The organism is Burkholderia sp. 28_3 (genome assembly GCF_003253915.1).
GTDB lineage: Bacteria > Pseudomonadota > Gammaproteobacteria > Burkholderiales > Burkholderiaceae > Burkholderia > Burkholderia cenocepacia.
In genome coordinates this window covers 217419-237595 of sequence record NZ_QKZF01000009.1, presented here as the reverse complement: position 1 = coordinate 237595, position 20177 = coordinate 217419, and the positions used below count along the sequence as shown (strand labels likewise).

20 protein-coding genes are annotated in these 20177 nt (G+C 68.4%); 7 read left to right on the top strand and 13 right to left on the bottom strand.

Translation table 11 applies throughout. From position 1 onward, the window contains the following. Positions 1–13 precede the first annotated feature (13 nt). The 7 genes from purE to DFS13_RS20880 form a co-directional block, all read right to left on the bottom strand. Positions 14–535 (bottom strand): 5-(carboxyamino)imidazole ribonucleotide mutase, encoded by a 522-nt coding sequence (gene purE, locus DFS13_RS20910; protein ID WP_006481724.1) that lies wholly within the window; start codon positions 533–535, stop codon positions 14–16. 16 nt (positions 536–551) lie between these two features. Next, a complete protein-coding gene (locus DFS13_RS20905; protein ID WP_111442069.1) occupies positions 552–1442 on the bottom strand; it encodes a phosphoribosylaminoimidazolesuccinocarboxamide synthase in 891 nt (296 codons plus the stop codon). A gap of 234 nt (positions 1443–1676) precedes the next feature. Beyond that, the gene (fba, locus tag DFS13_RS20900) at positions 1677–2741 is read right to left on the bottom strand and encodes a class II fructose-bisphosphate aldolase (RefSeq protein WP_006481730.1); all 1065 of its coding nucleotides are present in this window, start codon (positions 2739–2741) and stop codon (positions 1677–1679) included. Between the two features lie 317 nt (positions 2742–3058). Next, positions 3059–4495 carry a pyruvate kinase gene (gene pyk, locus DFS13_RS20895; protein ID WP_006493398.1) on the bottom strand — a complete coding sequence of 479 codons (1437 nt, stop codon included), beginning with the start codon at positions 4493–4495 and terminating at the stop codon, positions 3059–3061. Between the two features lie 284 nt (positions 4496–4779). Further along, positions 4780–5976 (bottom strand): phosphoglycerate kinase, encoded by a 1197-nt coding sequence (locus tag DFS13_RS20890; protein ID WP_111442068.1) that lies wholly within the window; start codon positions 5974–5976, stop codon positions 4780–4782. 280 nt (positions 5977–6256) lie between these two features. Further along, entirely contained in the window at positions 6257–6580 is a 324-nt protein-coding gene (locus DFS13_RS20885; RefSeq protein WP_006477942.1) for an AzlD domain-containing protein, read from the bottom strand. After that, on the bottom strand, positions 6577–7332 hold the full coding sequence (locus DFS13_RS20880; RefSeq protein ID WP_006481734.1) for an AzlC family ABC transporter permease: 756 nt from the start codon (positions 7330–7332) through the stop codon (positions 6577–6579). The genes DFS13_RS20885 and DFS13_RS20880 overlap by 4 nt, the downstream gene beginning before the upstream one ends. A gap of 207 nt (positions 7333–7539) precedes the next feature. Here DFS13_RS20880 and DFS13_RS20875 point away from each other — a divergent pair, with 207 nt between their 5' ends. The 6 genes from DFS13_RS20875 (at position 7540) to DFS13_RS20850 (ending at position 12098) form a co-directional block, all read left to right on the top strand. Then, positions 7540–8463, top strand: coding sequence for a branched-chain amino acid transaminase (locus tag DFS13_RS20875; RefSeq protein WP_006481735.1), 924 nt, complete (start codon positions 7540–7542; stop codon positions 8461–8463). Positions 8464–8513: 50 nt separating this feature from the next. After that, a complete protein-coding gene (locus DFS13_RS20870) occupies positions 8514–8708 on the top strand; it encodes a zinc-finger domain-containing protein (protein ID WP_006482499.1) in 195 nt (64 codons plus the stop codon). Between the two features lie 139 nt (positions 8709–8847). Then, positions 8848–9885, top strand: a complete 1038-nt coding sequence (waaF, locus tag DFS13_RS20865) for a lipopolysaccharide heptosyltransferase II (protein ID WP_006482498.1) — start codon at positions 8848–8850, stop codon at positions 9883–9885. A 115-nt stretch (positions 9886–10000) separates the two neighbouring features. After that, on the top strand, positions 10001–10447 hold the full coding sequence (locus DFS13_RS20860) for a nuclear transport factor 2 family protein (protein WP_006477934.1): 447 nt from the start codon (positions 10001–10003) through the stop codon (positions 10445–10447). A 33-nt stretch (positions 10448–10480) separates the two neighbouring features. Next, a complete protein-coding gene (locus DFS13_RS20855) occupies positions 10481–11518 on the top strand; it encodes a hydrolase (protein ID WP_034201408.1) in 1038 nt (345 codons plus the stop codon). After that, positions 11511–12098 carry a DUF2946 family protein gene (locus tag DFS13_RS20850; protein WP_006497341.1) on the top strand — a complete coding sequence of 196 codons (588 nt, stop codon included), beginning with the start codon at positions 11511–11513 and terminating at the stop codon, positions 12096–12098. The genes DFS13_RS20855 and DFS13_RS20850 overlap by 8 nt, the downstream gene beginning before the upstream one ends. A 39-nt stretch (positions 12099–12137) precedes the next feature. Here the strand turns inward: DFS13_RS20850 and DFS13_RS20845 are convergent, their stop codons facing one another. Beyond that, positions 12138–13832, bottom strand: a complete 1695-nt coding sequence (locus tag DFS13_RS20845) for a M48 family metalloprotease (RefSeq protein WP_060210828.1) — start codon at positions 13830–13832, stop codon at positions 12138–12140. 269 nt (positions 13833–14101) lie between these two features. Between DFS13_RS20845 and moaC the strand changes: the two genes are divergently transcribed. Continuing rightward, positions 14102–14590 (top strand): cyclic pyranopterin monophosphate synthase MoaC, encoded by a 489-nt coding sequence (moaC, locus tag DFS13_RS20840; RefSeq protein ID WP_006482362.1) that lies wholly within the window; start codon positions 14102–14104, stop codon positions 14588–14590. A 350-nt stretch (positions 14591–14940) separates the two neighbouring features. On the opposite strand, the gene DFS13_RS20835 is transcribed toward moaC, so the two are convergent. The 5 genes from DFS13_RS20835 to sucD all read right to left on the bottom strand — a co-directional run bounded on the left by DFS13_RS20835 (position 14941) and on the right by sucD (position 20114). Beyond that, entirely contained in the window at positions 14941–15291 is a 351-nt protein-coding gene (locus DFS13_RS20835) for a TonB family protein (RefSeq protein WP_059720708.1), read from the bottom strand. 451 nt (positions 15292–15742) lie between these two features. Further along, positions 15743–17521: a Wzy polymerase domain-containing protein gene (locus tag DFS13_RS20825; RefSeq protein ID WP_034201903.1), complete on the bottom strand. Its 1779-nt coding sequence runs from the start codon at positions 17519–17521 to the stop codon at positions 15743–15745. A gap of 155 nt (positions 17522–17676) precedes the next feature. After that, the gene (locus DFS13_RS20820) at positions 17677–18273 is read right to left on the bottom strand and encodes a pilin (protein WP_109341621.1); all 597 of its coding nucleotides are present in this window, start codon (positions 18271–18273) and stop codon (positions 17677–17679) included. A gap of 97 nt (positions 18274–18370) precedes the next feature. Next, positions 18371–19075, bottom strand: coding sequence for a TerC family protein (locus DFS13_RS20815; RefSeq protein WP_006486690.1), 705 nt, complete (start codon positions 19073–19075; stop codon positions 18371–18373). Positions 19076–19232: 157 nt separating this feature from the next. Continuing rightward, entirely contained in the window at positions 19233–20114 is an 882-nt protein-coding gene (sucD, locus tag DFS13_RS20810; protein ID WP_006477916.1) for a succinate--CoA ligase subunit alpha, read from the bottom strand. Positions 20115–20177: the final 63 nt, after the last annotated feature.

Sequence of the window (20177 nt, the reverse complement as noted above, 5' to 3'; positions counted from 1 at the left end):
GCGCGCCATGCCGTCATTCCAGCGGCGGCAGCACCATCGCGTGCGCGGCTTCGTTCTGGCGCACGCGGAACGCGGCGAGCCGGTTCGCGTAGTCGACCGAGTTGCCGGACAGGATCGACACCGCGAACAGCGCGGCGTTCGCGGCGCCGGCCTCGCCGATCGCGAACGTCGCGACGGGCACGCCCTTCGGCATCTGCACGATCGAGTGCAGCGAATCGACACCCTTCAGGTACTTGCTCGCGACCGGTACGCCGAGCACCGGCACCGTGGTCTTCGCGGCCAGCATGCCGGGCAGGTGCGCGGCGCCGCCGGCGCCCGCGATGATCGCACGCAGCCCGCGCTCGCGCGCCTTCTCCGCATAGTCGAACATCTCGTCGGGCATCCGGTGCGCGGACACGACCTTCGCTTCGTACGGCACGCCGAATTCCTGCAGGATGGCGACCGCATGCTTCATCACGTCCCAGTCGGAACTCGAGCCCATCAGCACGCCGACGAGCGGCGCGCTGTGCGTGTGGGCAGTCTGGATTTCGCTCATGTCGTATCTGTCCCGATCAGGCGAGCGACTGGCCCGTGATGCGCTCGAGCGCTTCCTGGTACTTCGCGGCCGTCTTCTCGACGACGTCGGCCGGCAGCGCCGGCGCCGGCGCCGTCTTGCCCCACGGCTGCGCCTCGAGCCAGTCGCGCACGAACTGCTTGTCGAACGACGGCGGGTTGGTGCCCACTTCGTACTGGTCGGCCGGCCAGAAGCGCGACGAATCGGCGGTCAGCACTTCGTCCATCAGGTACAGCTTGCCGTGGTTGTCGAGGCCGAATTCGAACTTCGTGTCGGCGATGATGATGCCGCGCGTCGCCGCGTAGTCGGCCGCTTCCTTGTACAGCTTGATCGAGATGTCGCGGATCGTCGCGGCCAGCTCGGTGCCGATGCGGCGCTCGGTTTCCTCGAACGTGATGTTCTCGTCGTGCTCGCCCATCTCGGCCTTCGCGGCCGGCGTGAAGATCGGCTCCGGCAGCTTCTGCGCGTTCTCCAGGCCTGCCGGCAGCTGCACGCCGCACACGGCGCCCGACGCCTGGTATTCCTTCCAGCCGCTGCCGGCCAGGTAGCCGCGCACGACCGCTTCGATCATGATCGGCTCGAGGCGCTTGACGACCACGCCGCGGCCCTTCACCTGCTCGACTTCGTCGGCCGCGACGACCGCTTCCGGCGCGTCGCCCGTCAGGTGGTTCGGCACGATGTGCGCGAGCTTGTCGAACCAGAAGTTCGCCATCTGGTTCAGCACGCGGCCCTTGTTCGGAATCGGCTCGCCCATCACCACGTCGAACGCCGACAGGCGATCGGTCGTGACGATCAGGAGCTTGTCGTTGCCGACCGCGTAGTTATCGCGAACCTTGCCGCGACCGAGGAGCGGCAGCGAACGGAGCGTGGATTCGTAAAGGGTAGACATCGTCTTTTCGCAGATAAGGAGCCAAACAAAAAGGGAAACGCCGTTCCCCGCGGCAGGCGGGAACGGCGGTCTTGCAATACGTCGGCGAACCGGCGGGCGCAGCGCCCCGACGGCTGCCGGCCGGCCCTTGTTCGGCCGGACGGAACGGCTGCCGGGGCCGGATCGGATCCGGCCCGCCGGGCGGCCAGCCCATGCCCGGCGGCAGAACCGGGCGGGGCAAATCGTACTACAGTCTCAGCGCACGACCTGTGCGAGCGCGCCCGACTTGTACTGCTCGGCGATCTTGTCGAGCGACACCGGCTTGATCTTGCCGGCCTGGCCTTCGCAGCCGAACGCGAGGTAACGGTCGACGCACACCTTCTTCGCCGCTTCGCGCGCGGGCTTCAGGTAGTCGCGCGGATCGAACTTGCCCGGGTTCTCGAACAGGTAGCGGCGGATCGCGCCGGTGATCGCGAGACGCAGGTCGGTGTCGATGTTGATCTTGCGCACGCCGTGCTTGATGCCTTCCTGGATTTCCTCGACCGGCACGCCGTAGGTTTCCTTCATGTCGCCGCCGAATTCGCGGATCTCGGCCAGCAGTTCCTGCGGCACCGACGACGAACCGTGCATCACGAGGTGCGTGTTCGGGATGCGCGCGTGGATTTCCTTGATGCGCTGGATCGACAGGATGTCGCCCGTCGGCTTCTTCGAGAACTTGTACGCGCCGTGCGACGTACCGATCGCGATCGCGAGTGCATCGCACTGCGTGAGCTTGACGAAGTCGGCGGCCTGCTCCGGATCGGTCAGCAGCTGCTCGCGGGTCATCGTGCCTTCCGCGCCGTGGCCGTCTTCCTTGTCGCCCTTCATCGTCTCGAGCGAGCCGAGCACGCCGAGTTCGGCTTCGACCGTCACGCCGATCGAGTGCGCCATCTCGACGACCTTGCGCGACACGTCGACGTTGTACTCGTACGACGCGACCGTCTTGCCGTCGGCTTCGAGCGAACCGTCCATCATCACGCTCGTGAAGCCGCTGCGGATCGCGGCCGTGCAGACGGCCGGCGACTGGCCGTGATCCTGGTGCATCACGACCGGGATGTGCGGATACGATTCGACCGCCGCTTCGATCAGGTGGCGCAGGAACGGCTCGCCCGCATACTTACGCGCGCCGGCCGATGCCTGCATGATCACGGGCGCGCCGACCTGGTCCGCCGCCGCCATGATCGCCTGGACCTGCTCCAGGTTGTTCACGTTGAAGGCCGGCAGGCCGTAACCGTGCTCTGCCGCGTGGTCCAGCAATTGACGCATTGATACGAGAGGCATTGTGGAACTCCTTGGAATGAAAACCGGTGCGCCCTGACGCCGGCGCGGCACCTGCCCGGGTCTGGACCGGGGCAGCGCGGCGCGGCTGAGCGTCGAATAGCCGCATTTTATCGCGAAGCGCCTCCGATTCCGACCGCCCGGTGGCCCCCGCTCGCAATTTGTTACGTTCGCACGGCACAATGCGGCCAAAAAGGAGAAAAAAAGCCGCGCGGGGCTTCGGACCCCGCGCGGCTTTTTGCGCAAAAACGGTGCCGGATCAGCCTCGACCGATCCGGGTCGCCGGCTCGCAGGCCGGCTCAGCGAGGCTCAGCCGGCGCTCAATAGTGCTCGCCGACCCGCACGATCTTCAGCGTGTTGGTGCCGCCCGCCTGCCCCATCGGCTCGCCGACGGTCAGCACGACCATGTCGCCATGCTGCACGTAACCCTGCTTGACGACGATCTCGAGCGCCGCCTGCAGTGCCGAATCGCGGTCGCTGTTGAAGTCGACGTGCAGCGGCGTCACGTTGCGGTACAGCGCCATCGTGCGCTCGCTGCCGACGCGCGGCGTCAGCGCGAAGATCGGCACGTGCGTGTAGTGACGCGACATCCACAGCGCGGTCGCGCCCGATTCGGTCAGCGCGACGATCGCCTTCGCGCCCAGGTGGTACGCGGTGAACAGCGCGCCCATCGCGATCGACTGGTCGATCCGCGTGAACGTCCGGTCGAGGAAATCCTTGTCCAGCTCGACTTCTTCGGATTTTTCCGCTTCGACGCACACGGCCGCCATCGTCTCGATCGTGACGACCGGGTACTTGCCGGCGGCCGTCTCGGCCGACAGCATCACCGCGTCGGTGCCGTCGAGCACCGCGTTCGCGACGTCCGACACTTCCGCGCGGGTCGGCACCGGTGCATGGATCATCGATTCCATCATCTGCGTCGCGGTGATCACGAGCTTGTTCGACTCGCGCGCCATCCGGATCATGCGCTTCTGCAGCGCCGGCACGGCCGCGTTGCCGACTTCCACCGCGAGGTCGCCGCGCGCGACCATGATGCCGTCGGACGCGTCGAGGATGCTCTGCAGCGCCGGAATCGCCTCCGCGCGCTCGATCTTCGCGATCATCTTCGGCTTGATGCCGTACGGCGCGCCCGCGATGTTCGCGAGCTGGCGCGCCATTTCCATGTCGGTCGCATTCTTCGGGAACGACACCGCGACGAGGTCCGCGCCGAGCGACATCGCGGTGCGGATGTCTTCCATGTCCTTCGCGGTCAGCGCCGGCGCCGACAGGCCGCCGCCCTGGCGGTTGATCCCCTTGTTGTTCGACAGCTCGCCGCCCACCTTGACGATCGTGTGGATTTCGTCGCCGAGCACGCGCTCGACGGTCAGCACGATCAGGCCGTCGTTCAGCAGCAGCAGGTCGCCCGGCTTCAGGTCGCGCGGCAGTTCCTTGTAGTCGAGGCCGACGCGCTCGTCGTTGCCGAGCTCGCAGCCCGCATCGAGGATGAACGGCTGCCCGGGCACGAGCGTGGTCTTGCCGTTCTCGAACTTGCCGACGCGGATCTTCGGGCCCTGGAGGTCGGCCATGATCGCGATCTCGCGGCCAACCTTGCGGGCGGCCTCGCGCACCATTTCGGCGCGCTGGCGGTGATCGTCGGCCGTGCCGTGCGAAAAGTTGAGCCGCACGACGTCGAGGCCCGCCTGCATCATCTGCAGCAGAATCTCCGGCGAACTGGAAGCCGGGCCGATCGTGGCGACTATCTTGGTGGCGCGCTGCATGAAACTCCTCATCTGGATCAAGGTGGATGCGCTGGGTGAAACGCTGCGAGAGCCGGAATCGGCGGGCCCAGCGGCGGCCGTTCCGGGGGGCGTGCCGGTGCTTGCGCCCGGCATCGCTTTGTTCTGGATCTCGTGGTGCTGTGCGGCCGCGTCGCCGGCAGCCGCCGGTGCGCGCGGGGCGGTGTTCGCCCGCGCGGGCGCGCGTTTGCGCTTGCCCGCGCCGGCCGGCTGCTCCGCTTTCGCGGAGCGCGCGGCCTTCGTCACCCCTGCGCGCGCCGCCACGCTCAGGCCGCCCGCGTTTCGAGCACTTCCACCGCCGGCAGCTTCTTCCCCTCGAGGAACTCGAGGAAGGCGCCGCCGCCCGTCGAGATGTAGCTGACCTGGTCGTGGATGCCGTACTTCGCGATGGCCGCGAGCGTGTCGCCGCCGCCCGCGATCGAGAACGCGGACGATTTGGCGATCGCTTCGGCGAGCGTCTTGGTGCCGTTGCCGAACTGGTCGAACTCGAACACGCCGACCGGGCCGTTCCACACGATCGTGCCGGCCTTCTCGAGCTGGCTCGCGAGCGCCTTGGCCGTATCGGGGCCGATGTCGAGGATCATGTCGTCCGCTTCGATGTCGGCGACCTGCTTCACCGTGGCCGCGGCCGTCGGCGCGAATTCCTTGGCGGTGACGACGTCGGTCGGGATCGGCACCGACGCGCCGCGCTCGCGCGCTTCGTCGATGATCGCCTTCGCCTCGGCGACGAGATCGGCTTCCGCGAGCGACTTGCCGATCGACAGGCCGGCCGCGAGCATGAACGTGTTCGCGATGCCGCCGCCGACGATCAGCTGGTCGACCTTGCCGGCCAGCGACTTCAGGATGGTCAGCTTGGTCGACACCTTCGAGCCGGCGACGATCGCCACCAGCGGGCGCGCCGGGTTGCCGAGCGCCTTGCCGAGCGCGTCGAGTTCGGCGGCCAGCAGCGGGCCCGCACACGCGACGGGCGCGTACTTCGCGATCCCGTGCGTGGTCGCTTCCGCGCGGTGCGCGGTGCCGAACGCGTCGTTCACGTACACGTCGCAGAGCTTCGCCATCTTCTGGGCGAGCTCGTCCGAATTCTTCTTCTCGCCCTTGTTCACGCGGCAGTTCTCGAGCAGCACGACCTGGCCCGGTGCGACGTTCACGCCGTTCTCGACCCAGTTCGACACCAGCGGCACGTCGCGGCCGAGCAGCTCGGCGAGACGCTTGGCGACCGGCGCGAGCGAGTCTTCCGGCTTGAATTCGCCTTCGGTCGGACGGCCGAGGTGCGACGTGACCATCACGGCCGCGCCGGCGTCGAGCGCGGCCTGGATGGCCGGCACGGACGCACGCACGCGGGTGTCCTCGGTGATGTTGCCGTGATCGTCCTGCGGGACGTTGAGGTCGGCGCGGATGAACACCCGCTTGCCGGCGAGCTGGCCGGCGGCGATCAGGTCGGTAAGACGCTTGACTTGGCTCATGTTGGACAGATTGAAGTAGTGGATGGGGAAAGGGGGTTCACGCTGGACGTGCGCGGGCTGCCGCGAAAGGGCGCCGGATGCGGCCGTGGCTGGCGGTTCGCATGACGCGCACGGGTAAAAAATCTCGAACGGGCATTCTAGCCGATCCACCGGGCAGACTGACCCGTGCGGCGGCGAATTCCGCCTATTTGGGATCGCGCGCCGGAACCGACATATTGCCGCAACGCAGCAATTCGCCGACGCAACCGGGCGGCGCCGGGCGAGCCGGAACGGCGGCCCCTCAGAAGATCAGGCGCAACGCGGTGAAGACGAGCATTCCGACGACGATCGTACCGAGCATGCTGCGCCGCCACAAAAACCAGCCGAGGCCGGCGAGCGCCGCGTAGAACGGATGGTTGGACAGCGCGAACGACAGGCCGGCCGGCGTTTCGAGCACGTCGGGCAGCACGACGGCGACCAGCGCGGCGGCCGGCGCGTAGCGCAGCGCGCGCTGCGCGCGTTCGGGCAGCACGGTGCGCTCGCCGCCGATCAGGAACAGCGCGCGCGTGACCGCCGTGACGATCGTCATCCCGACGATGACGATCCAGATCTCGGTCGCGCTCATTCGATCTCCTTTTCGTGCACGGTTTCGGTACGGATGCGCCGCCAGTCGGCCCGCTCGACGAAGAAGTCGGCCGTGCAGCCGGCCGCGAGCGCGGCGAGCACCGCGAGCGGCAGCGCAAGCCGGTACGGCAGGTCGAACGCGACGAGCGACACGATCCCGGCGACCGCGACGGCCGCGAGCGTCGAGCGGTTCGCGACCGCCGACACCATGATCGGGATCAGCGCGAGCGTGCCGGCCAGCTCCAGCCCCCAGCTCGCGGGAAAGAAGCTCGCGAGCAGGATGCCGGCGAGCGACGACACCTGCCACGACGCCCAGCTCGCGAGCGCCATCCCCCAGAAATAGGCTTCCTTGCCCGGCACGCGGCCGTACGCGAAGCCCTGTTTCTGGAACAGCAGGTAGATCACGTCGCCGTTGAAATAGCCGATCGCGAGACGCCGCCACAGCGGCAGGTAGGAAAAATGCGGCGCCAGCCCGGCGCTGAAGATCACGAAGCGCATGTTGACCATCGCGGCCGTGAGCAGCACGGTCCAGATCGGCAGCTTCGCCGCGAGGAGCGGCAGCACCGCGAGCTGCGACGAGCCCGCGTAGACGAACAGCGACATCGCGCTCGCCTGCCCGAGCGTCATCACGGACTTGCTCATCGCGATGCCGGTGACGAGCCCCCAGGACAGGATCGCCATCAGTGTCGGGGAATAGTCGCGCGCGCCCTGGATCAGCGCGAAGCGGTCGGTGGCGGACAATCGAGCGAGCATGGGAAAGCGGGCCGCAGCGGGCGGTTCGTCGGGACGCCGGCGCCTCCTGCCGGTGCGACCCATCGTTATTGGAATCGGTACCGGACGATTATAGCGCCGGCCCCGCGCCGTCCGACCGGATCGTCGCCAAATGACGCTAAAATACGCGTCTTTCCGGCTCAACGCTGCATACAACCCGCAGCACCTCACCGCTTCCAGGAGAATCCTATGTCAATGGCCGACCGCGACGGCAAGATCTGGATGGACGGCAAGCTGATCGACTGGCGCGACGCCAAGATCCACGTCCTGACCCACACGCTGCACTACGGCATGGGCGTCTTCGAGGGCGTGCGCGCGTACAAGGCGGCCGACGGCAGCACCGCGATCTTTCGCCTGCCCGAGCACACCAAACGTCTGCTGAATTCGGCGAAGATCTTCCAGATGGACGTGCCGTTCGACCGCGAAACGCTCGAAGCCGCGCAACTCGCGGTCGTGCGCGAGAACCGGCTCGAGTCGTGCTACCTGCGCCCGATCATCTGGGTCGGCTCGGAAAAGCTCGGCGTGGCGGCGAAGGGCAACACGATCCACGTCGCGATCGCCGCATGGCCGTGGGGCGCGTACCTCGGCGAAGACGGCCTCGCGAAGGGCATCCGCGTGAAGACGTCGTCGTTCACGCGCCACCACGTGAACGTGTCGATGGTGCGCGCAAAGGCGTCGGGCTGGTACGTGAACTCGATCCTGGCGAACCAGGAAGCGACGGCCGACGGCTACGACGAAGCGCTGCTGCTCGACGTCGACGGCTACGTGTCGGAAGGCTCGGGCGAAAACTTCTTCCTCGTGAACAACGGCAAGCTGTACACGCCCGACCTGTCGTCGTGCCTCGACGGCATCACGCGCGACACGGTCATCACGCTCGCGAAGGACGCCGGCATCGAGGTGATCGAGAAGCGCATCACGCGCGACGAGGTCTACACGGCCGACGAAGCGTTCTTCACCGGCACGGCCGCCGAAGTCACGCCGATCCGCGAGCTCGACAACCGCACGATCGGCAGCGGCGCGCGCGGCCCGATCACGGAAAAGCTCCAGTCGGCGTTTTTCGATATCGTGTCGGGCAAGAACGCGAAGTACGCGCACTGGCTGACGAAGGTCTGAGCGCGCCGCGCGACCGACCGCCCCACACAAGAGTGATAAGAGAAAGTCTCATGAGTGAAATCAAGGAAATGCCGCTGGTCGAGCTGACGGCCAAGGATCTTCCCGCCTACTGCCCGAACCCAGCCATGACCCGCTGGAACGCGCACCCGCGCGTCTTCATCGACGTGTCGCACGGCGAGGCGCGCTGCCCGTACTGCGGCACGCGCTACAAGCTGCGCGACGGCGAGGTCGTCAAGGGCCACTGAGCCCGGCGGCCGGGCCTGAAGGCCCACCGACCCGCAAGGCGGCGCAGCCGGAAGTCCGGTGCGCCGCCGTTCCCCATTCTGGCAACCCGAACGCGGCGCCCGAGCGCCGTGCTTCATTACGACATCGGAAGTCGACCTGATGCGTCGAGCGCTGGTTATCGCACCGAACTGGATCGGTGACGCATTGATGGCGCAGCCGCTTTTTGCGCTGCTGAAGAAACTCCATCCCCGCATCGCCATCGATGCCGTCGCACCCTCGTGGGTCGCGCCCGTGCTCGAGCGGATGCCCGAGATCCACGATGTCCACGCGACCGATCTCGCGCACGGCAAGCTGCAGCTGCTGCGCCGCTGGCAGCTCGCGAGCGACCTGCGCGACGTCGGCTACGACGCGGCGTACGTATTGCCGAATTCGCTGAAGTCCGCGGTGATCCCGTGGCTCGCGAACATCCCGCTGCGGATCGGCTATACGGGCGAGCACCGCTACGGCTTGCTCAACGTGCGCCACGCGAACCCCGACAAGTCGGGCGAGCGGCCGCCGATGACGACCCACTACGCGGCGCTCGCGTACGCGCCGGGCGCGAAGCTGCCCGAGTCGATGAAGACGCTGCCCGCCCCGCGCCTGGACGCCGACCTGAACGAAACGGCGCGGGTGTCCGCACGTTTCAATCTCGATACACGCAAGCCGCTCGTCGTGTTCTGCCCCGGCGCCGAATACGGCCCGGCCAAGCGCTGGCCGCCCGAGCACTTCGCGTCGCTCGCGACCATCGTGCACCAGTCGTTCCCGTATACGCAGATCGTCGCGCTCGGCTCGCAGAAGGATGCCGCGGCCGCGCAGGCGATCGCCGACCACGCGCCGAACGTGCGCAACCTGTGCGGGCAGACGTCGTTGTCCGAGGCGTGCGCGCTGATCGCGCGCGCGAACGCGGTCGTCACCAACGATTCCGGGCTGATGCACGTCGCGGCCGCGCTGCGCCGGCCGCTCGTCGCGTTGTACGGATCGACCGATCCGCGCCACACCCCTCCGCTGTCGGAGCTGGCGAAGGTACAATGGTTGCATCTCGAATGCAGTCCCTGCTTCGAACGCGAGTGCCCGCTCGGCCACCTGAAGTGCCTGCGCGAACTCGGTCCGGAGCAGGTATTCGGCGATTTGCGCGGCATGCTAGTCGGGCAGCGCTGACCCTGACCGGCAGCGTCGCACGGCGCGCCGGGCAATCCGATTCACCGGTGTGCGGCGGCTCGATCCGGGCCGCCGTGCTGAATACGGCGCGCGACGCGCGCGAGAGACAACCCCGATGCCACGTTTTGCCCGCCTCTTCGAAGCCGCTGCCGATACCCTGAACGCCTACTACCAGGCCGTCGCGGATGCCAATCTCGACGCGCTGCTGGCGTTGTGGATCGACGAGGATTTCGCCAGCTGCGTGTGGGCGGACGGCGAGCATCTGCACGGCCTCGACCAGATCCGCGGCGGGCTCGCCAACCGGCTCGCGACGCGCCCGGTCACGATCGAGCCGCTCGACATCCGCGTGTACGACAGCCTCGGCACGGTCGTCTATACGATCGCCGAAGCGCATCAGCAGGCCGACCTGACGGCCGAACCCGACATGGTTTTCGCGACGTACGTGATGATCCACGAACGCGGCGAATGGCGCATCGCGCACATCCACGCGAGCCCGATTCCTGAACAGGCGGCCGGACAATTCGCCGCGAAGATCCGTCACGGGCAGGGTCCGCTGCACTGACGAAGAACGAAGCAACGCATTAGCGGGGCGATCATGAGTACGGCTTCTCCGCCCACCTCGCCGCTGACCGGGGCCCCGGCCCCCGACGACGACACACTGCGCTATCGCGCACCGCGCTGGCTGCCCAACAGCCATGTGCAAACCATCGTGCCCGCGCTGTTCGCGCGGCGTCCGGTTGTCGCTTACCGGCGAGAGCGATGGGAAACCCCCGACCACGACTTCATCGACCTCGACTGGGTCGCGCACTTGGACAGCGCGGCGCCGGCGCCCGACGCGCCGCTGTTCGTGCTGTTCCACGGTCTCGAAGGCAGCTCCGCGTCGCACTACGCGCTCGCGATGATGGCCACCGCGCGCGCGAACGGCTGGCACGCCGTGGTGCCGCACTTCCGCAGTTGCAGCGGCGAGATCAACCGCCAGCCGCGCTTCTACCATCTCGCCGACAGCGCCGAGGTCGACTGGATCCTGCGCCGGCTCGCCGCGCAGCATCGCGGGCCGCTGGTCGCGGCCGGCGTATCGCTCGGCGGCAACGTGCTGCTGCGCTGGCTCGGCGAGCATCGCAGCGACACGTCGATCGTGCACGCCGCCGCCGCGATCTCGACGCCGATCGACGTGCATGCGGGCGGCCGCGCGCTGTCGCAGGGGTTCGCGATGGTCTACACACGCAGCTTCCTGAAGACGCTCAAGCGCAAGGCGCTCGCGAAGCTCGACCAGTATCCGGGGCTGTTCGACCGCGACGCGATGCTGCAGGCCGTGACGATGCGCGACTTCGACGAGGTCGTGACCGCGCCGCTGCACGGTTTCGCGAACGCCGACGACTACTGGACGCAGGCGACCACGCGGCCTCTGCTGCCCGCGATCGACGTGCCGACGCTGATCCTCAACGCCCGCAACGACCCGTTCCTGCCGGAATCGGCGCTGCCGGGCCCGGCCGACGTGTCGCCCGCCGTCGAGCTCGACCAGCCCGCGCACGGCGGCCATGCGGGTTTCATGACCGGGCCGTTCCCCGGCCGCCTCGACTGGCTGTCGGCGCGGGTGTTCGGCTATTGCTCGAAATTCGTCGACCATGGATGACATCGTCAGGCAGGCGCTCGCCAAATGGCCGAACGTGCCGCATTGCACCGGCTGGCTGCTGCTCGACCGGCGCGGCGCATGGCGGCTGCGCGACGACGCGGCGCAGGCGGCCGGCGAGCTCGGCTCGCCGATCCGGCATGCGGCGCTGAACGCGTTCATCGGCCGCAACTACGAATGCGACGCGCAGGGCCAGTGGTTCTTCCAGAACGGGCCGCAGCGCGTGTACGTCGAACTCGCCTATACGCCGTGGATCGTGCGGCTCGCCGAACGCGACGGGCAGCTCGCGCTCACCGACCAGACGGGCGCCCCGTTCGAACCGGACGCAGCGTGGCTCGATGACGGCGGCGGCGTGCTGTTTCGCGATGCCGGCACACCGCCGCGCATCGCGGCACTGCACGATCACGATCTCGGGCTGTTCGCCGACCACGCGGATTTCGACGCGGAGCCGCCCGTGCTGCGCTGGCGCGACGGCCGCTCGCTGCCGCTTGGCAGCATCGCGTGCGCCGACGTGCCTGCGCGGTTCGGCTACATTCCCAGCCCGGCGCGCCACGCACGCGATGCCGCCGACAGCGGCAACTGACCCGCCGCGGCGCCTTCCGCGTTCGCTGCGCGACGGCCGCTACCCGCGGCCGTTCTTCTCGTCGTCGCGCTCTTCCTTGTAGCGCGCCTCGAATTCCAGCAGCCGTGCGCCGATGATCGACTGCTCGTAAAACGACACATCCTTCGCGTCGCGCGCTTCCTTCAGTTGCCGGATCGCCGACGGCCACGCGCCGTCGAGCGCCAGCTTCTCCGCCAGCGCGCGACGCCGCGCGAGCACGTCGCCCTTGCCGTCGCTCGACTTCGCGAGGTAATCCCACCAGTCCGGCTGTTCGGGGTCGGCCTTCGCCTGCGCCCGTGCGAGCGTCTGCGCTTCGGCGAAGCGGCGCGCGGCGATCAGCGCCTGCAGGTGCGCGACGATCGCCGCGTGCGACGCCGGCCAGCGCCGCTGCGCGAGCGCCGACAGCCGTACCGCGTCGTCGGTCCGGCCCGCGCGGCGGGCGAGGTCCGCGGCCAGCACGTCGAGGCTCGGCGAGCTGGTCGCCGGATCGTCGTCGCGCCGCTCGCGCGCATCGAACGCGCTGCGCGCCGACGCGAGCGCCTTGTCCGCCGCATCGTACTGGCCGAGCAGCGTGTTCGCGAGCGCGATGCCGTACCAGTTCGCCGCGACGTTCGGCGCCGTGCGATCGTCGATCTCCAGCTGCATCCGCCGCGCCTCGGCCGAGATGTCGGTCGGCGCCCGGTTCTGCAGGACGCGCAGCCGCGCACGCACGAACCCGTATTCGGCCGACTGGCGTGGCTGCCGGTATGGCGCGCGACGGGCACGATCTTCCATGTCGGCGATCCGCTCGCCGGTCAGCGGGTGCGTGCGCGCATAGGCCGGCACGCCCGCATCGCCCATCGACGCGCGGTCCAGCCGCTCGAAGAAGCCGGGCATGCCGTACGGGTCGTAGCCGGCTCCCGCGAGCAACTGGAAGCCGACGCGATCGGCCTCGCGCTCGGCCGACCGCGAGAAGCGCAGCTGGTTGTCGACCGCGTACGCCTGTCCGCCCATCGCGATCGCGCTGCCGAGATCGCCGCTGCGCGCGAGCACGCCGGCCAGCACGCCGAGCAGCATCGTCGCAAGCGCCGTGTAGCCGGTCTTCTCGCTCGCGCCGATCATCCGCGCGATGTGCCGCTGCAGCACGTGGCCCATCTCGTGGCCGACCACCGACGCGAGCTCCGACTCCGTCTGCGTCGTGACCACCAGCCCGCTGTTGATTCCGATGAAGCCGCCCGGCATCGAGAACGCGTTGATCTGCGGATCGCGCACCGGGAACAGGTCGAAGTCCGGCGCGTAGCCGCCGATGTAGCGCGCCGCCGCCGCGGCCGCGAGCCGCGCCGCCATCGCGTTCAGGTAGTCGCGCACGAGCCAGTCGTCGAGATAGTCGGGATCGCGCCGCACTTCGCGCATCACGCGCTCGCCGAGCCGGCGCTCGGCCCGCGGCGTCAGCGCGCCGCCGGAGCCGTCGCCTAGATCGGGCAGCTCCAGTGCCCGCAGCGGCGCGCGCAGGCTCGCGACCGGCGCCGACGCACCGCCCGCGCCCGAGAACCGGCTCTCCGCGCCGCCGTACGTGCCGAACACGCCGGTCGCGATGCCGGACGGCACGGTGGAAATCGACGTCGCGCCGCCGGCCGCCGGCTCGAGCGGCGGCGCGGAGGCGCTCTGCGCATGGCCGCCCGGCGGTAGCGCGAGCGCCGCCGACAGCGACACGGCAAGCAACTGTTTGACACGCATGGCAGGATGAAAACGACGCCGTCCCGCGCGAGCGGCGCGCATCGCGGCGTTTGGTCTGAATATTCGGGTCATTGTACCGGCGCCGCGATGACTGTCCCGTACCGCGCGTGCGTCATCTGCGCCTCCGGCAACGCGAACGCCGCTGCTATGATAGGCGCCCGTTGAGCGGTTGGATCGGTTCGTCGCGCCGGTATGGCATCCGGTGGCCTGCCGATCGCGAAGCAGGATCGACGCACGTGCACGCGCACTCCGTTCCACCAGAGGAAGACATGTCAGGACTCACCCATTTCGATGCCGCCGGCCACGCCCACATGGTCGACGTCGGCGGCAAGCAGGAAACGCAACGCATCGCGATCGCGCGCGGCACGATCCGGATGCTGCCGGCCACGTTCGCGCTGATCCGCGACGGCAAGGCGAAGAAAGGCGACGTGCTCGGCGTCGCGCGCATCGCGGCGATCCAGGGCGCGAAACGCACGGCCGATCTCATTCCGCTGTGCCATCCGCTCGCGCTGACGCGCGTGGCCGTCGACTTCGAACTCGACGACGCGCTGCCGGGCGTCCACTGCGTCGTGCAGGTCGAGACGTTCGGCCGGACCGGCGTCGAGATGGAAGCGCTGACGGCCGTCCAGGTCGGGCTGCTGACCGTCTACGACATGTGCAAGGCGGTCGATCGCGGGATGGTGATCACCGACGTGAGCGTGCGGGAGAAGCGCGGTGGGAAGTCGGGGGACTGGAAGGCGGAAGACGTCGCCGGTTGAGCGCCCGCCGCGACGCACTCGCGCGCAGCTCGTGGAGAATCGATGGTTATCGTGATTTCCCGGTCGGACGACAGACCATCAGGAAACCACGTCGCCGATGGGGAGCGATTCGGTGAAATGCGTTGCGCCGCTGCCGTATGCGTGCCCCGGTGCGCCACCGTGCCGGCAGCTATCCGTTCCCATGTGAACCGGCCCTGACGGGCAAGCGCGGGAAAACACCGTCGCGATGCGTTGATCGACGGACGCGCGACGGGTTCGCGCCATTCGTGCCCCGCCGGACTGTCGCGGCACGAACCCGATACCCCGGAACTGAATCTGGACCGCGCCACGGCGCGGCGCCCGCCCCCGCGTCACTGCCCGCGCTGCGGCTCGAACACGAACGGTTGGGTCAGCAAGAAAGGATTCGCGCTCGCGCCGGTCTGCACGCAGGTCGCGTGCGTCATCGCTTCGACGGCCGCGCGATCGGCCGCGGCATTGCGGCTGCTCGTCGTCACGGTGACGTTCTGCGCTTCGCCGGACGTCGTCATCAGCGCGCGCACGAGCACCGTCGCCGGACGCGTGAGCGGCTTCGCGGTATCCGGATAGACGGCCCGCGGAATGTGGCAGGTCAGCTTGCTTTCCTGCGATGACGACAACATCGCGCAGCCGGAAAACAGCATCGCGGCGGCAGGCAGGATCAGGTAGGTCGAGCGAATGGCCATGGTCGAATATCGTTCTTCAGCACTGTTCTGGGCACACGCACCGCAGGCCGGCAGCCTTCCCCGGCCGCATCGCATGTGTCGCACTGCGCCGCGGCCATCGGACCGGCGCCCCGTTACGGCCGCACGACCGAGCGATGCTCGGCCGCGATCCTGCTCGGCGCAATGCCCGGATAGCCGGGAAATCTGCCGTATTCGCACCGGCGATGGCCGGCGCCTGCGGGCACGCAAACGCTTTCGCGCATTGTGCACGCGCCGCCAGGTCAGCGGCGTCAATTTGACAATGGTTGACGCGAATCGCTGCTCGTTCGGCCGGAATCCGCGCGATCCGCGAGGTAATCGAGATCCGACGGATTGCCGCACGACAGGCCACGTCGTGTGGCTCCGACGTCAGCCGCCTCAAGCCCGCCGCGATCGACGCCGGAATTCCCCGTTCCGGCGCGCACGACAGGCGTCAATCCGAATCGTCGTCGTCCGAGTCGTCGCCCTCGTCGGCCGGCGCTTCCCCGTATTTCGCGACGACGGCCGCCCTGAACGTCTTCAGCGCGGGCTCCTGGTCGCACAGCTTGTACAACGCGGCCAGCTGTTGCGGCCAGTCCTTCAGTTCCTTCGCGAACACATGCAGGCGTGCGACGGTATCGAGCGCGTCGGCTTCGCGGCCGGCCAGCGCCTGCAGCACCGCGTAGCGACGCAGCACCGTCTCGCCGGGCAACAGCGCGATCGCGCGCTCGTGCGCGGCGAGCTTGGCCGGCAGATCGTCCGGCGAAATCGGCAGCAGCGTCGCCGCACCGTAATCGCCCCACGCGCCGAACAGCAGCGACGGCGCATCGCGGTACTGCGCGGCCGGGCTGCTGCCGTAATAGAGCACTTCCGCGCGCTGGTAGTCGCGCAGCACGGGCACCGCCGCCAGCACGCCGCCGAACGACAGCACCGCGAACAGCCCGAAGGCCGCCCGCCCCGGCAGGATGCGCAGCGGCTTCACGTCGAGCAGCCCGATCACGAACATCGCCGGCAGCAGGAAGAACATGTACTGCTGCGGATACTCGACCAGCGCATGCATCAGCAGGATGCCGATCAGCGCGAAGCCGAACACGCGCATGCTCGACTGCGGCGCACGCACCGCGCGCACGAACCACGCGACGAGCGTGACGGCGAGCACACCGAGCCCGACGAGCCCGGACTTCGCGAGCAGGTCGATGAAGATGTCGTGCGAGTTGTTCGCGATCTCGACGCCGCCGAGCGTGCGCACCAGCGCAAACTGGTGCGACGGGAATTCGCCCCAGCCGACCCCGAGCAGCGGATGCTCGCGGAACATCGCGAGCCCGTACTTCCACAGCGCGAGGCGCGGCGCGATCTGCCCGGCGTCGCGCATCCGGTCGGCGGCCGACTCCGCGAGATTCAGGTGATAGTGCACGTTGGCCCAGCGCACCGCGACGTTCACCGCGATGAAGGCGGCCGCGAGCACGACCGGGATCAGCCACGCGCGTGCATTGCCCGGCGTGCGGCGCGATTCGACCCACGCCATCCAGAAGCCCGCGACGACCATCACCGCGACCTGCAGCCACGGCCCGCGCGACACGGTGAGCGCGAGACCGACCGACAGCACGAGCGACAGCGCAAGCCATGCCCACACCGCGAGCCGGCGCGTTTGCACCAGATACAGCGCGCCCGCGAGCGCGAAGGCGATGTAGCTGGCCAGATGGTTCGCCTGCGCCATGTTGCCGTATGGACGGCGGTCGACCGCGATGTTGTACACCACGACGAACGGCGAGACGGCCGACTCGAGGTGGAACAGCTGCACGATCTGGGTACCGACCGCGAACACGCCGCCGACGAGCAGCGCACCGGCCATCATCGGCCACACCGTTTCCGCCATCCCGTCGCGCGCCAGTGCATAGCCGGCCTGCATCGCGACCAGCGCAGCGGCCAGATACCCGAGCGCGAGCCAGTTCATCGACGGCACCTTGAGCGGGATCAGCGCAACCTGCGCGAGCAGCACCACCGCAAAGCCGAGCGGCACCGCGAACGCGGCCGGCGCGGCAAACGGCTCGGCCGGACGGCCGGTGCGCGCGAGCAGCACGACGGACACGCCCACCAGCAGATACAGCACCAGCGCGGAAAACTCGGAATAGAAGGTCGGGATCGGATACGTGTGATTCGTGATCGCGTACGGCACGATCAGGGCGACAGCCAGCGCAACGAGCGACAACGAACGGGAAAAAGTAGAAGGCATGAGCGAACCGGATGTCAGCAACCGGCGCACTATACAAAACTTTCCCTGCTCTGTGCGGGGCTGTCGCTCCGCGAGCCGGCGCGGGGCCGGCGCCCCGCCGGCCGAAGCGGCGGACGGCAGGCCGCATGCCCCGGCGCCCTCGTTCCGCGCCGGACCTATGCGCGGCACTCCGCAGGCGCATATTTCGCGGGCAACGTCGCGGCGTTACTCGGCAACGGCCCGGCTCCCGGTGCCGGCAGCGACGACGCATCCTTGCCGGCGGCGAAGCATTCCCACGCGATCGTGCCGGCTTGTATCGTGCCCTTTTTGAGCGGCACGCGCGCGGTGGGCGTATCGGCCTTGTCGGGCGCGGACGGCACGAGCACCAGCGTATTCGTGCCGGCGGCGGCGACGCGGGTGGTGAACGCGACCGTGATCTGACCGGTCGCGCCGTCGATCGCCACTGACTCGACGTTGCGGGTCGCGGCAGGCGGACTGTAGCCGCCATCGAGGCTCGTGCCACTGGCCGCGTTGTCGGCGACCGCGAGCCGCGCCGACGATGCGAGCGCCAGCCCCTCGCCGACGCGCGACCGCGCGAGGTAATCCTGGTACGCGGGAATCGCATAGGCCGCGACGACGCCGACGATCGCGAGCACGATCATCAGTTCGATCAGCGTGAAGCCGGCCGGCCGCCAGCGCGGCGATGGCCGGTTCGCGCGCCGCAGGTCGGCGGCCACGCGACGGAACAGGGAAACGGAAAAGGCTTCGAACATGAACAGGCTCCGGAAACGAAAAACGCCTGCCGATACAGGCAGGCGTCTCGATCGTAGCCAGCGGGCGGCGAAGCCGGCAGTCGGCCGGATGGCCTAGTCAGTGCGCGTGCGGCGCGCTGCGGCGTTTTCTGAGTGCGTAACCGATCGCCACGACGAACAGCGCGCCGGCGATGCTCGCGCCGTAGACCACCGGCGGCGTATCGAGCACCGGCCAGCGATCGCCGACCGGGTCGTTCACGATCAGCCCGCCCGCGATCCAGCCGAGCAGCCCGGCGCCGAACGCGACGACGACCGGGAAACGGTCGAGCAGCTTCAGCACCAGCGTGCTGCCCCACACGATGATCGGCACGCTGACGACCAGCCCGAAGATCACGAGCGCGATCCGGTGCGACGGGTCGGCCTGCTCGGCCGCGCCGGCGATCGCGATCACGTTGTCGAGGCTCATGACCGCATCGGCGATCACGATCGTCTTCACGGCGTCCCACAGCCGGTCGGCCGGCTTGATGTTGTCGTGCGCGTCGGCGGCCGGCGCCATCAGCTTGATGCCGATCCACAGCAGCAGCAGCCCGCCGCCGAACTTCAGGAATGGCACGTCGAGCAGCGCGACCGCGAACGTGATCAATGCGACACGCAACAGGATCGCCCCGGCGGTGCCCCAGACGACGCCGCGCAGCCGCTGGTTCGCCGGCAGGTTGCGGCAGGCCAGCGCGATCACGACCGCGTTGTCGCCGCCGAGCAGGATATCGATGATGACGATCTGGAGAATCGCGCCCCAGTGCAGCGAGGTCAGGAATTCGAGCATGGCGGTGAGGAAAGGACAGCGGCCGCTCCGAGGGCGACCCGGTTCATCGCCGGCACATGCAGGACGCATGCCCGGTGCTTACGAATTCATTGCGGCAGCATAACAAAAAACGCCGGCAAAGCCGGCGTTTTCTGCAGGACGAGCCCGGGGGAAATGATTACAGCGCCTTCTTCAGCAGACGGCCCATTTCCGACGGGTTGCGCGTGACGGTGATGCCGCACGCTTCCATGATTTCCAGCTTCGCTTCGGCCGTATCCGCACCGCCCGAGATCAGCGCGCCGGCGTGGCCCATGCGCTTGCCCGGAGGCGCCGTGACGCCCGCGATGAAGCCGACGACCGGCTTCTTCATGTTGTCCTTGATCCACTCGGCCGCGTTGGCTTCGTCCGGACCGCCGATTTCGCCGATCATCACGACCGCGTCCGTATCCGGATCGTCGTTGAACATCTTCATCACGTCGATGTGCTTCAGACCGTTGATCGGGTCGCCGCCGATACCGACTGCCGACGACTGGCCGAGGCCCAGTGCCGTCAGCTGCGCAACGGCTTCATACGTCAGCGTGCCCGAACGCGACACGACGCCGATGCGGCCCTTGCGGTGGATGTGACCCGGCATGATGCCGATCTTCAGCTCGTCCGGCGTGATGGTGCCCGGGCAGTTCGGCCCGAGCAGCAGCGTCTTGCGGCCTTCGCGACGCATGCGGTCCTTCACTTCGATCATGTCACGGACGGGAATGCCTTCCGTGATGCAGATCGCGAGATCCAGGTCGGCTTCGACCGCTTCCCAGATCGCAGCCGCCGCGCCTGCCGGCGGAACGTAGATGACCGACACGGTCGCGCCGGTTTCCGCCTTCGCTTCCTTGACGCTCGCGTAGATCGGAATGCCTTCGAAGTCTTCGCCGGCCTTCTTCGGGTTCACGCCCGCGACGAATGCTTCGCGGCCGTTTGCGTATTCACGGCAGGCGCGCGTATGGAACTGACCGGTTTTGCCGGTAATGCCCTGCGTGATGACCTTCGTGTCCTTGTTGATCAGAATCGACATGTATTTTGACCTCTGTTCGATGGGCGTCGCGTGCAAACCGCGCCGCCATGCGTATTCGATAGC

Coding starts and splice junctions, on each gene's coding strand:
- purE (WP_006481724.1), bottom strand. CDS start 535: ATGAGCGAAATCCAGACTGCCCACACGCACAGCGCGCCGCTCGTCGGC.
- DFS13_RS20905 (WP_111442069.1), bottom strand. CDS start 1,442: ATGTCTACCCTTTACGAATCCACGCTCCGTTCGCTGCCGCTCCTCGGT.
- fba (WP_006481730.1), bottom strand. CDS start 2,741: ATGCCTCTCGTATCAATGCGTCAATTGCTGGACCACGCGGCAGAGCAC.
- pyk (WP_006493398.1), bottom strand. CDS start 4,495: ATGCAGCGCGCCACCAAGATAGTCGCCACGATCGGCCCGGCTTCCAGT.
- DFS13_RS20890 (WP_111442068.1), bottom strand. CDS start 5,976: ATGAGCCAAGTCAAGCGTCTTACCGACCTGATCGCCGCCGGCCAGCTC.
- DFS13_RS20885 (WP_006477942.1), bottom strand. CDS start 6,580: ATGAGCGCGACCGAGATCTGGATCGTCATCGTCGGGATGACGATCGTC.
- DFS13_RS20880 (WP_006481734.1), bottom strand. CDS start 7,332: ATGCTCGCTCGATTGTCCGCCACCGACCGCTTCGCGCTGATCCAGGGC.
- DFS13_RS20875 (WP_006481735.1), top strand. CDS start 7,540: ATGTCAATGGCCGACCGCGACGGCAAGATCTGGATGGACGGCAAGCTG.
- DFS13_RS20870 (WP_006482499.1), top strand. CDS start 8,514: ATGAGTGAAATCAAGGAAATGCCGCTGGTCGAGCTGACGGCCAAGGAT.
- waaF (WP_006482498.1), top strand. CDS start 8,848: ATGCGTCGAGCGCTGGTTATCGCACCGAACTGGATCGGTGACGCATTG.
- DFS13_RS20860 (WP_006477934.1), top strand. CDS start 10,001: ATGCCACGTTTTGCCCGCCTCTTCGAAGCCGCTGCCGATACCCTGAAC.
- DFS13_RS20855 (WP_034201408.1), top strand. CDS start 10,481: ATGAGTACGGCTTCTCCGCCCACCTCGCCGCTGACCGGGGCCCCGGCC.
- DFS13_RS20850 (WP_006497341.1), top strand. CDS start 11,511: ATGGATGACATCGTCAGGCAGGCGCTCGCCAAATGGCCGAACGTGCCG.
- DFS13_RS20845 (WP_060210828.1), bottom strand. CDS start 13,832: ATGCGTGTCAAACAGTTGCTTGCCGTGTCGCTGTCGGCGGCGCTCGCG.
- moaC (WP_006482362.1), top strand. CDS start 14,102: ATGTCAGGACTCACCCATTTCGATGCCGCCGGCCACGCCCACATGGTC.
- DFS13_RS20835 (WP_059720708.1), bottom strand. CDS start 15,291: ATGGCCATTCGCTCGACCTACCTGATCCTGCCTGCCGCCGCGATGCTG.
- DFS13_RS20825 (WP_034201903.1), bottom strand. CDS start 17,521: ATGCCTTCTACTTTTTCCCGTTCGTTGTCGCTCGTTGCGCTGGCTGTC.
- DFS13_RS20820 (WP_109341621.1), bottom strand. CDS start 18,273: ATGTTCGAAGCCTTTTCCGTTTCCCTGTTCCGTCGCGTGGCCGCCGAC.
- DFS13_RS20815 (WP_006486690.1), bottom strand. CDS start 19,075: ATGCTCGAATTCCTGACCTCGCTGCACTGGGGCGCGATTCTCCAGATC.
- sucD (WP_006477916.1), bottom strand. CDS start 20,114: ATGTCGATTCTGATCAACAAGGACACGAAGGTCATCACGCAGGGCATT.